Source organism: Pseudoselenomonas ruminis (assembly GCF_008271295.1).
GTDB lineage: Bacteria > Bacillota > Negativicutes > Selenomonadales > Selenomonadaceae > Selenomonas_A > Selenomonas_A ruminis.
Genome location: NZ_VTOY01000012.1, coordinates 49,360 through 60,262 on the forward strand (window position 1 = coordinate 49,360; position 10,903 = coordinate 60,262).

9 protein-coding genes are annotated in these 10,903 nt (G+C 48.8%); 2 read left to right on the forward strand and 7 right to left on the reverse strand.

What is annotated here, in order from left to right:
• Positions 1–162 precede the first annotated feature (162 nt).
• Positions 163–1,002, forward strand: coding sequence for a menaquinone biosynthetic enzyme MqnA/MqnD family protein (locus FZ040_RS11370; protein WP_149172090.1), 840 nt, complete (start codon positions 163–165; stop codon positions 1,000–1,002).
• 78 nt (positions 1,003–1,080) lie between these two features.
• Here FZ040_RS11370 and FZ040_RS11375 read toward each other — a convergent pair whose 3' ends face one another.
• The 7 genes from FZ040_RS11375 to FZ040_RS11405 all read right to left on the reverse strand — a co-directional run bounded on the left by FZ040_RS11375 (position 1,081) and on the right by FZ040_RS11405 (position 8,507).
• Positions 1,081–2,409 (reverse strand): ATP-binding protein, encoded by a 1,329-nt coding sequence (locus FZ040_RS11375; protein ID WP_149172091.1) that lies wholly within the window; start codon positions 2,407–2,409, stop codon positions 1,081–1,083.
• Positions 2,410–2,671: 262 nt separating this feature from the next.
• Positions 2,672–2,911 carry a hypothetical protein gene (locus FZ040_RS11380; RefSeq protein WP_149172092.1) on the reverse strand — a complete coding sequence of 80 codons (240 nt, stop codon included), beginning with the start codon at positions 2,909–2,911 and terminating at the stop codon, positions 2,672–2,674.
• 109 nt (positions 2,912–3,020) lie between these two features.
• Positions 3,021–3,473, reverse strand: a complete 453-nt coding sequence (locus tag FZ040_RS11385) for a helix-turn-helix domain-containing protein (protein WP_187620315.1) — start codon at positions 3,471–3,473, stop codon at positions 3,021–3,023.
• A gap of 334 nt (positions 3,474–3,807) precedes the next feature.
• Complete coding sequence (locus tag FZ040_RS11390) at positions 3,808–5,475, reverse strand: bifunctional metallophosphatase/5'-nucleotidase (RefSeq protein WP_149172094.1); 1,668 nt, start codon at positions 5,473–5,475, stop codon at positions 3,808–3,810.
• A gap of 149 nt (positions 5,476–5,624) precedes the next feature.
• Positions 5,625–6,410, reverse strand: coding sequence for a phospholipase C/P1 nuclease family protein (locus FZ040_RS11395; protein WP_149172095.1), 786 nt, complete (start codon positions 6,408–6,410; stop codon positions 5,625–5,627).
• Between the two features lie 82 nt (positions 6,411–6,492).
• Positions 6,493–7,572, reverse strand: coding sequence for a hypothetical protein (locus tag FZ040_RS11400; protein WP_149172096.1), 1,080 nt, complete (start codon positions 7,570–7,572; stop codon positions 6,493–6,495).
• A 29-nt stretch (positions 7,573–7,601) separates the two neighbouring features.
• Positions 7,602–8,507 carry a 5'-nucleotidase, lipoprotein e(P4) family gene (locus FZ040_RS11405; protein WP_149172097.1) on the reverse strand — a complete coding sequence of 302 codons (906 nt, stop codon included), beginning with the start codon at positions 8,505–8,507 and terminating at the stop codon, positions 7,602–7,604.
• 507 nt (positions 8,508–9,014) lie between these two features.
• Here FZ040_RS11405 and FZ040_RS11410 point away from each other — a divergent pair.
• Positions 9,015–10,847, forward strand: coding sequence for a DUF8508 domain-containing protein (locus tag FZ040_RS11410; protein WP_149172098.1), 1,833 nt, complete (start codon positions 9,015–9,017; stop codon positions 10,845–10,847).
• Positions 10,848–10,903: the final 56 nt, after the last annotated feature.

Below are 10,903 nucleotides of genomic sequence, written 5' to 3' on the forward strand. Positions count from 1 at the left end.
CCCCTAGCGAAAAGTCAATATTGCTCGCTATTTTCAGATATTTTCTAACCTATATATAATACAAAACCAGTGCAGCAGCCAGCCAATATATTTTTCTGCGCGCTTTGAGAAGAATCATGTATAATAGAACTACCAATTGAAACGAAAAGGAGGAACTCCTATATGAGCTGTCCCAGAGTTGGACATATCAATTTTCTGAACGTGCTGCCACTCACCTGGAGCTATGCCCACGGCGCTGACCAAGGGCTTGCTATCACGCGCGGCGTGCCAGCCGTTCTCAACAACGACATCGTCAACCACCGTCTCGACGTCAGCAATGTATCGTCGATTGTTTACGCCCGCGACAGTGAAGAACTCGTCGTCCTGCCGGACGTCTGCATCAGCACGGATGGAGCGGTACAAAGCATCCTGCTGGTCTCCCGCAAGCCCATCGATGACATCAAAGACGACAAAATCATCCTGACGGCAAAATCTGCGACTTCGCACTGCCTGCTCAAAATCATCCTGCGCGGTGCCTATGGCGCGATTCCCAACTACTTCGTGCGCCACATCACGCCAGAGGACCCGATTCCCGAGGATGCAACGGCATCACTGCTCATCGGCGACGATGCGCTCTGGCTCTATCATCATAAACAGCCAGACCTCTACTACTACGACCTCGGTTACGAATGGAAAAAAATGACCGGTCAAAAAATGGTCTATGCGCTCTGGGTTGCCAACAAGAATTTTGCCGAGCAGAACCCCGAGCTGCTGCAGCTCGTCTACGACCGCATCCACCGCGCCTTCCAGACCGGAATGGACCACAAGAAAGAAGTCATCGAATCCGCCCTGCCGCATAAACCATTCACCTACGAGCAGCTCGACGACTACCTCGGCCCCACCATCCATTGGGATTTGACCGCTGAATACCTCGAAGGCCTAAGAACCTTCTACAGCCTCGCCCATCAAATGAACCTGATTGAACACATCCCAGAAATCAAACTGGCTGATGTAAAACGATAAAAAATCGCCATGCTTCAACGCCTCCCAGGCAAAGCATGGCGATTCTTTTTATCGCACAAGTGGACATCTTATTCGGGGTTATAAAAACGAAGTCATATATACCGGCAAAATCCGAAGATCTTGCTCTTTTTGCTGCTCTTTTGTCCCCAGCAGGTATTTCTCGGCAATCTGTGCGGTATATTTCTTGCCGAATGCATCTATCGAAGCATGTCGCTTAATTGAAGCCGATTTAACTTCAATAGGACAAATCTTGTTCCCTTTTGCTATGAGAAAATCGATCTCGTAATTCTTCGTTTTCTCCTTATTGGGGAATGTATGATAATACAACTCATAGCCTGCAGCGGCAAGGCACTGCGCAATAAGATTTTCATAAAGGTACCCAAGATTAGCCGGCAATTTATCTCCCAGTAGTTTTCGATATAAATCATTATCGGTAAACGCTTTATTCTTGAACATCAATGTCGTAAATAATCCCGTGTCAGAAAGAAACAGCTTAAACTGTGTCAAGTTTTTATACGAGGCCATCTCTGAAGATGGCTGGCTCGTATGATAGGAAACCAACACCGTTCTGGAGTCCATCAATTCAGCAATCAACTCCAGCGAAGTGCTGGGGCGCAATTGCGGAACAACACTAGAAACCGTATAACGAGACGCATTTTTATTCAGCTGGGCAGGAATTGCATCAAAAAGCTGCGTCAAACGACCTGTCGAATCAATTTTATAGAAATCATCTTCATAAAGCTGTAAAATATCGCGCTTAATCCTGTCAACAGGTTCGAAGTTATATTCCTCCAAATAAGTCGCAACTGCCTGCGGCATCCCGCCTACCAGCATATACAGCCGCATTTTTTTCATAACCTCTCGATGCACACCATCTCCCAAAGAAAGATTTGCTTGAAACGCCTTCTGTATCAACGGCATAGTAACAGAATCCCCTAACGCCCATAGGAACTCCTCAAAATCCATTGGATACATATAAATACGTTGTTCTTCACTGGGAATCAAAATATCTTTGACTTTCTTTTTAATTGAAATAAGCGAGCCTGTCTCAATATAATCAAATCGATGATCCTTCACCAATGATTTTATTGACTGCCTTGCCAAAGGACACATCTGAACCTCATCAAAAATGATAAGCGACTTTCGCTCCACCAAATTCGTGCCAGTCAAAATCTGAAGTCGCAAAAAAAAGAAATCCAAATCAGAGATATCTTCAAATAGTCTTCGAATCTCTTTTGAACACGTAGAAAAATCAATCAAAATATAACTGTCATATTCTCGCTTCGCAAACTCCTCCACAACGGTTGATTTTCCCACACGACGCTGTCCTTCTATCAAAAGTGCCGTTTTTCCGCAACGATCCCTTTTCCATTCCTTCAGCTTCTCATAAACCTTTCTCTTAAACATGTCCCCACCTCCATTTTACAGTATAGCCAAACTTATTATACACAAATCCTACAGTATAGCCAAACTTTTTATTAGATATTCTACAATATAGCCATAAATGTCAATTAAAGCTTCTATTCCCCCTAAGATGCCAAAAAAGGATTCGCCATGCTGCGCCTGTCAAGGCAGCGCATGGCGAATCCTTTTATTATTCCTTTGATAATTGCCCCAGCTTTTCTATCAGGCTAGCACATAAAACGCTCGCTTTCAAGACGATTTTACATTACTTCCCCAAACGCTGGCCCAACCGCTTGGTGCTAGCGGCATTTGTAACAGATTTCAGCTGCGCAACGGCTGTGGAACGAAGTCTTTGCAGGCGTTCGCTTTGAGGAAATCCCTCCTTGATATATTCAGCATTGAGCATTTCCAAGTTAGCAAGAACTATGAGCTGACCAAGGTCTGCAGCATCGCGGATATTCCCCTTTTCATCTGGATGCTTGTCACGCCACTCTTTGGCAGTCATGCCAAACAGTGCAACATTGATAATGTCCGCCGGTGCCTCAGGGTTGCTGTATTTTACAATATCCTTTCTTTTAAACCCGTCGAATTCGACGGGATTTGACTTTTTGCTTTTATCGATTGTCCTCCTGGATAATCATATTGACTTTCTGCTGAGCCTGCACGCTGGCATCCAGTATTTTATTCCCAATTAATTCTGCAACGGTAGGTTCTGATTTTGGCTGAGCCTTAGACATCGCCACCACCCCGTCAATCACAGCTTTCGCTGTTTCGCTAAGATTCGGATACTGCTTAATCAGCTCACAGAGACGAGGGTCCGCGGTAGGATTGGCAACGCCTGCCAACAGAGTTTGAGACTCTTCCCCCGCTAACTCCTCCGTACAACCTAACAAATAGTCAGCTGAAACGTTAAAAAAGGCGGCGAGTTTTTCAACATTTCTCCTTATACTGCCGCCCGCTTCATATTTTGCATAAGTCGTTCTGTCTATATTCATCGCCTTAGCACAGTCAGCCTGCGACAGCCCTTTTTTTTCACGTAAAGCCTTTAGCTTTGCGCCTGCATCCATAATCATCACTCCTTAACTCTATTATAAGTGAAGTTTCTTCACATCGCAATAGAATTACATCACGAAATAACAAATTTAACAATCAAAAACGAACATGACATAGCTAATAGTTAACACCCTCAAGAAAGTGAAGAAATATCACTACGCCAAACACAAAAATGACAGGCCCCCTAGGGACTGGGAGCCTGTCAATGCAGCATGGCGAATCCTTTTATTTTTGCCGAATCCTGTAATTTTCCAATCACATACGGGTTTGACGTCTATCTTTCCTTTTTTGACCTCGCGGATATAGCGAATGGTCATGTTGCGGATAGTACCTTCTGTTTCCCTGTACTCACTTGATTACCGTCCAGTTATGATCACAGTTTGGCGTGATAGTGCCTTTTTCTTTGACATAGCGGATCATCAGGGAACGCATCTGGCCGTCGTCGCCGTATTTGCGCATGGAGTCGAAGACAACTTTGGGCTTTTTGCCGTTGGTGTAGCCCATGGCGGCCATGTAGCCGCTGCCGCCGTTCATACGGTAGTCGTTGATCGCCAAGGTGTATTTATCCGTGTCCTTTACATCCTTGCCCTGATACTGAAGCTTGGTGATACGGCTGCCGACGGGTTTCGTCAGGTCGATGGTATAGTCTGCGCCCTGCAGCATATCGTAGTTGTAGTCCGGGCTCGTCCCATAGAAGCTGGCGGCGTGCTCCATGTATTTTTTGAGCTCGGCGCCAGTTATCTCAATGCCGTAGAGATAGTTCTCATAGATGTAGAGACCCGACATCTCCTGCAGGGTAATCGGTCCCTTGTCGATGTTCTGGATCGTGTTGAACGAGGCCGCCGCCGAAAGCTGAGTGCCCGCATAGTGACGCTGGACTTCATTGACGAGGTCGACGATGGCCGAATCCTGATGGTTCGACTCGGCACCGGGGAAGACATCCGTTGCCTCGCCGACTACGGTCTGCAGATGCTTGAGCGTCTTTTCATGCCAGGGCTTGGCCAATTTGACGATGGCTGGATCATCGGCTACGCCCTTCGTAGGAATCGCCTGCGTCGTGACTTTTTCGACCTGCCATTTCCCCGCAACTTTTTTGAGGGTCAACTGGCTCTTGCCCACGAATTTGCCATCTTTGCCGCTCTCGACCACGGGTACACCATTTATCACCGCATCTTTATAGGCCGTACCATCCGGGCCTGTCACCCCGTTGGCATTGTCGATGACGACATGATTATGCGCGCAAATCAAAAGGTCGAGCTCGGGGCAGGCCTCCGCAATCGCTACGACTTGGTTTTCCTCGCTGTTGCGGTCCCCACGCGGCACGCCGGAATGAGACACGCCGATGAGAATATCCACGCCCTGCGCCTTGAGTTCCTTGATGCACTGCTGCATGACCGGCACCTGGCTGACAAAATGAACCCCAGCGAAATGGGACGGGTCCTCGAAATTCGGAATCGCCGGGGTATCGGTACCGATGATGCCGACCTTTACCTTCTCGCCGTCGACCTTGACCGTCTTGATGAGGTACGGACGCACGCCGGCCCAGGTCTTGCCCGTCTTATCGTCGATGACGTTGGCACCAAGGACATTCTTGTTCTTGCCGATAACCTTCTGGAGATAGCCTAGGCCAAAATTAAACTCATGATTGCCCAGCTCGATGGCATCGTAGCCAATCTTGTTGAAGGCCGTAAACATCGGATGCTGGCCAGCCTTCCACTCCTGCGGATGCTGGACCATATACGTATCCAGCGGCGTGCCCTGGATGATATCGCCACCATCGATGACAAGGACGGCATCATCCTTCGTCTTGGCCTTGCGCCCTTCGTTAATAATCGTACTGACCTTGGCAAGGCCCAAGTCCGCCTCTTTGGCGCGGAAATAATCCCAGCCAATGACACTGCCATGGATATCCGACGTCGAGTAGACGGTAAGATCGCCCGCAAACGCCGTGCCCGTTGTAACGGCCGCCGTAAGTGCGGCCAATGCCATAACCTTTAACGATTTTTTGCCAAACATAATAACCCTCTTTTCCGTAGAACTCCATTCCTTATTTTACACCGAAAAGCTCGCCAGTAAATACCGGCGAGCTTTTCTGGCACATTGTAGATTTCAGGGGTAAAAAAAGGAGTCAGAGATCTGATTATTAAATAGTAGCGATAACGCTATTATTTGACGTATTTTACCAATTCATCATCGGTGATGTTCTTGCCGCAGTAGCGCATGATGGCACGGAAGAACGTAGCCGAGCGGTTAACGCGCTGGATAGCTTCCTCGTGCGTCAGCTCGCGGTCCTCAGCGCGCAGTTTCTGGGCAAGCTCAAAGGACTCATTGGCAATCTTCAACATGTAGTCGATGATTTCATCCTCGCTATTGAAGCGGACGCTGTCATCTACCGTCATTTCCTTCGTAATCAAAGGAACACCGTCGACATCGTATTTTACATCACTGCGATTGAGCGTCTGGTCGATGTTCAGATGATGTTTCTTGTTGAAATCATCATAGACCGACATATGCAGCGGCATCGAGAGGTCGCCGCAGTAGTGTCCAAGGATCGCATAGTTGTAGTCGTCGAAACGGCCCATCTCCGTCCAAGCCTTGGATTTGCGCGTAGCGTTGATGATGGCGCCGAGAATCCAGCCGTCCGGCGAATCGTCGCGGCCCTGTCCAATCATCTCGAGCTGCTCTTCTACATCTTTGCGCGTTGGCGGTTTGCTGGCATCAAAGAAATGCCCCTGACCGTCGTTTTTCTTGAGCTTGTTGATAGCCGATACCGTCTTGGAAACATCCGGTGCGCAGGCATTCTGATAGCTCGAAAGACCTGCCGCACGCTCGATGGCCATGTGGGTCTGGTCCGTCCAAGCCTCTGCCGTCAGCGGCGCCAGTGACAGCGTGCCAAACGAAGCCAGCATAGCCGGGATAATCAAAAGTTTTGATTTCTTACCGAATTTCATTCTATTTCCTCCTAAAGAGAAGAATCGTACCGGCAGGGCAGAAACATCCTGCTCCCGCCCACCGGAATCTAATATTTACAAATTAGCGAAGTTTGAATGCAAGCTCTGCAATAACCTGCGTCTTCCATTTCCCGTTTGCCGGATCATTCTTAGCGCTCAAACCTTTATCCTTTACGCGAGCAACCGAGATATCCGTGGATACACCTTTCTTGATTGCATAACCATAAGTAAGTTTGAATCCGCGAGCATCATCAATGAAGGTCGGGTTATGTACATACTGAGCACCTTTACCAAGGTCCTGATATTTCAGAGACCAGACCTGGGTACCCGGTTTCTGAAGTGGCAAACCAGACGTCATATCGCTGGTCGGCCCCGTATATGCTTCGACATACCAACCTTTACGTGCTGCCGAAGAAGAGTCTTCTTTACGCATCTTATCCGAAGTATTGTGTGCATACTCACCCACAAACGTTACACCTGGAGTTTTGATTTTGGACCCAAAGGACCAAATTCTAAACTTATTGTATTTATTTTCTGCATACTCATTATTAACATTAAGATTCAGCACAGATACCTGCCAATTCTTAACAATATCCTTCGTTGCATTGAACGCGAGGACACGGTCACCGCCATCACGATCACCATAAATAATCTGGAGGCACTGCGGGTCATACCAATTACCAAAGGAAACCTGTGCGCCCGTCAAATTGCCCGAGGAATTAAACGCCATGCCTTGCCCCAAATATGCACCCTTCTTACCAAGGATACCCGTGATATTAGCTTTACGGAAATTCTGCTGGATAAACAACTGGTCAAAATATGCATGTTTCGTATTCGTATTTTTACCATACTCAGCAACACCATCAAAATCACTGTGCAAACGAGCCTGGAATTTCGTATCTTTATCAACGAAATAATTCAGCTGCAGACGACCATAATTATTCCAATGATTGTGCTTATATTTATTATTACCATAATTATCCTTAACCGTGTAACCGCCAGCATTATCTTTATCCGAGTAATTGGCGATAACGCCATTGAGTTCCATACGGAACTTATCGGAAATCTCTGCGCTGGCAGAGCTCGGTGCTACCATGTTGACGCCGGCCGTGGTGCCCATCATCAGTGCGAGGGCGAGGGAAAGTTTTGCGGATTTTTTCATGATAAATTCTCCTTCTTCTCAAGTATCAATTACTTCTGCTCGTTGCCTGGTTTCGTGTTTTCTTTGTCCTGGGCAGTCTTGACCGGACGCCACGTGCGCAACGAATCACGGCGGACATCGCTCTTCTCTTTATTGTTCAGTGCCCAATAGGAACCCTTATCCTTCTTCAGAGCCGATTCCCAATCGCCGTAGGTCGGATTCGGGAAGGCGATGAAGCGTTTGCCGAATTCATCTTTGTATTTGTCAACCAGAGCGTTGCGCTCTTCCTGGCTCTTATGATAGGTACCGATTGGCAGATCGCCGGCGTTGTCGCCCATGAATACAACAACATCATAGTCTTTCATGACCTGATCAAAACGAGCCTGTTTGTCGCTGGCATCCGTTTTGAAAATCATATGCTTGCGGTCAGCCTGCGGGAAGCCAATTTTCTTGAAGTTGCGAACCGAGCTCTCGTAATGGTCTTTGAGGCTGCGGTTCGAAGCGTAAAAGATATCGACGCCAAGTTTGTCAACGGCCTGCAGATATTCAGCGGCACCCGGCATTGCTCTTGCTACCCCAGCATCGCACCATTCTTTCCAGGTTGCATTGCTGTAGCTGTTACCCGTACCGATGAGGCCAGCCTCAAACGCGCTGTTGTCGAGGACTGTTTCATCCGCATCAAGGACGATAGCCAGCGGTTTGTCCCCTTTTTTGTGATGAGCGACGGCTTTGATAACCCGATCGAGTGCGACGTTGTATGCCTGATAGCAAAGTTCACGATACTCAGCCGAATTCTGCATCCACGCAACCGCCATGATCATCTCATCGTTGAGGTCCTGCTGTGTGTAGCTTTGCGGTGTCTCAGCAGCATAGCTCGGCGTGAGCGGTGCAGCCAAGAAGGACACGCCCATTGCCGCAGCAATCAGCAGGCTCTTCTTCTTGCTCAAGAATTTCATTACCTATTCCCCCTAAACATCCCTGAAACACTCATCCCAACCTCGCCAGTACGAATGCCCGATAGCCGCAGCCCCTTAACACCACATCACACCAATTTGACTGGTCAACAGTTTCCATGTTTCCTGGCAACCACCAAACTGTAACTTTGTAAATGAGAGTTTTTTTCATCTGCCTCATGCAATTCATATTGTTGATTTTGTTTGGAGTTTTCAGACGAATTATCGTTTACAAGTCAAAGTATATCTTGTTTCTTATCGCTAAAAAAGGTCACGTGTCCCTTATAGTTCATATTGCTTTACCGTTTTTTCATTTTTCTTTCAGCAAACATTCCGATTTTGTCGTTTTCTACCAATAATGAGGCGCGTTTTTCTCGACTCAAGAATAATAAATAATTTTTACAGTGATTTTAATCAAGACAAAAAGGTCACATGTCCTTGTCTTTGGGGACATGTGACCTTTACAATGATAGTAAATGAGAAGGAACAATCGGAAGGTGGTTTTAGGCAATGTTTTCGAAAAAAAATTGTTTGCGCGCGGGTTTAGCCGCGATGATGTTGACCGGTGCCGGCTTATGGACACCAAGTGATTTTCCCTGGAGCCCCAGCTACGTGTCGGCTGCCCAGCAGGTGCAGATTGCCCATATCGGCGACATTCAGGGTGAGGGACATATCTCTCCCTATAATGGCAAAACGGTGAAGGATGTCCGCGGCGTCATCACGTTCCGTCAGAGCGAAAGCGTCTTTTTCATTCAGGATGAAGGCGATGGCAACGACAAGACTTCCGACGGCATCATGGTCTATGCGCCCAACACCAGCGCAGGCATCGGCGACTATGTCTCCATCGATGGCGAGGTCACGGAGTTCTACGGCCCCGGCTACCGCGGCAAAGAGGAAACCGACCTGACCATCACCGAGATAAAAGCCAGCAAAGTCCGCCAGCTCGGCCACAAGGAACTGCCTGCTGCGGTCATTCTTGACAAGGACCGCAAGATTCCGCGCAAGGTGATCGACAGCGACGGCATGAAGGTCTTTAACCCCGACCACGATGCGCTCGACTTTTGGGAGTCCCTCGAAGGTATGCGCGTGACCGTCGAGAAACCGCGCATCTTAGGACCTCAGCGCTATGGCGAAATCTATGTCGTTCCGAGCACTCACGAAGGCCCCTTTAACAACTCTGGCGGCCTTTCGATTACGGCCGAAGACATGCACCCCGAGAAAATCTGCCTGGCTATGCAGGGCGGCAATGCCAAGGGCTACGTCACCAAAGCCGGTGACAAACTTGACGGCGATGTAACCGGTGTAGTCACCTACGGCTTCGGCGTCTACAAAGTGAACACGCGCATGAACCAAATGCCGCGTCTCATCGACGGCGGCCTGCAGCCGGAAAAAACGACGATTGTCCCAGATGAAAACAAACTGCTCGTCGCTTCCTACAATATCGAAAACTTCTCGGCCAATCCGGCCAAAACGCCGGACAGCAAAGTCAAACGGCTGGCTCAGTCCATCACCAATGACCTCAAGCTGCCCGACATCATCACGGTCCTCGAACTGCAGGACAACGACGGCCCGGTTGACAGCGGCAACAGCGACGCCACCAAGAGCGCCAAACGCCTGACGGACGCCATCAAGGAAGTCTCGGGCGTCTCCTATGACTGCGTCAACATCAACCCGAACTACAACGAGGACGGCGGCCAGCCGGGCGCCAATATCCGCGTTGCCTATTTCTACCGTCCAGACCGCGTCCAGCTGAAACCGGGCAAAATCGGCAAAGCCAACGACCCGCAGGGCTGGAAAGACGGCCAGCTCACGCTGAACCCGGGCCGCATCGCCCCGAAAGACCCGCTGTTTGACCACACGCGCAAATCGCTGGCCGCTCAGTTCACCTTCAAGGGCAAAGACATCGTCATCGTCGCCAACCATCTGAATTCCAAGCGCGGCGACGACAGCCTCTACGGCAAACATCAGCCGGTGCAATTAAAGAGTGAGGCCAAACGCCTTAAACTTGCCGCAGTCATCAAAGACTTCGTCAACGAAGGCATGGCCCAGAATCCGAACATGAACGTCCTGCTGACGGGTGACTTCAACGATTTCGAGTTCTCGCCGGTCATCAAGACCCTCGAAGGCGGCAACATGACGAGCGTCATCAAAGACTATGACCTTGGCGACCGTTACGCCTACTACTATCAGGGCAACGACCAGATTCTCGACAACATCATCGTCAGCAACAACCTCAAGAACCACTACAAATTCGACATCGTCCATGTCAACTCGTCCTTCATGGAAGCACACGGCCGCGTCAGCGACCACGACCCACTGCTGATTCAGCTGGAACTCCAATAATAGCAATAAAAACGCAAATCCCCATAGACTGATATGCTCCCCTTATGAGAGACAGA

Excerpts from the sequence above, each read along its gene's own strand:
- FZ040_RS11405 (WP_149172097.1), bottom strand. The coding sequence starts at position 8,507 with ATGAAATTCTTGAGCAAGAAGAAGAGCCTGCTGATTGCTGCGGCAATG.
- FZ040_RS11375 (WP_149172091.1), bottom strand. The coding sequence starts at position 2,409 with ATGTTTAAGAGAAAGGTTTATGAGAAGCTGAAGGAATGGAAAAGGGAT.
- FZ040_RS11400 (WP_149172096.1), bottom strand. The coding sequence starts at position 7,572 with ATGAAAAAATCCGCAAAACTTTCCCTCGCCCTCGCACTGATGATGGGC.
- FZ040_RS11380 (WP_149172092.1), bottom strand. The coding sequence starts at position 2,911 with ATGACTGCCAAAGAGTGGCGTGACAAGCATCCAGATGAAAAGGGGAAT.
- FZ040_RS11385 (WP_187620315.1), bottom strand. The coding sequence starts at position 3,473 with ATGGATGCAGGCGCAAAGCTAAAGGCTTTACGTGAAAAAAAAGGGCTG.
- FZ040_RS11410 (WP_149172098.1), top strand. The coding sequence starts at position 9,015 with ATGTTTTCGAAAAAAAATTGTTTGCGCGCGGGTTTAGCCGCGATGATG.
- FZ040_RS11395 (WP_149172095.1), bottom strand. The coding sequence starts at position 6,410 with ATGAAATTCGGTAAGAAATCAAAACTTTTGATTATCCCGGCTATGCTG.
- FZ040_RS11390 (WP_149172094.1), bottom strand. The coding sequence starts at position 5,475 with ATGTTTGGCAAAAAATCGTTAAAGGTTATGGCATTGGCCGCACTTACG.
- FZ040_RS11370 (WP_149172090.1), top strand. The coding sequence starts at position 163 with ATGAGCTGTCCCAGAGTTGGACATATCAATTTTCTGAACGTGCTGCCA.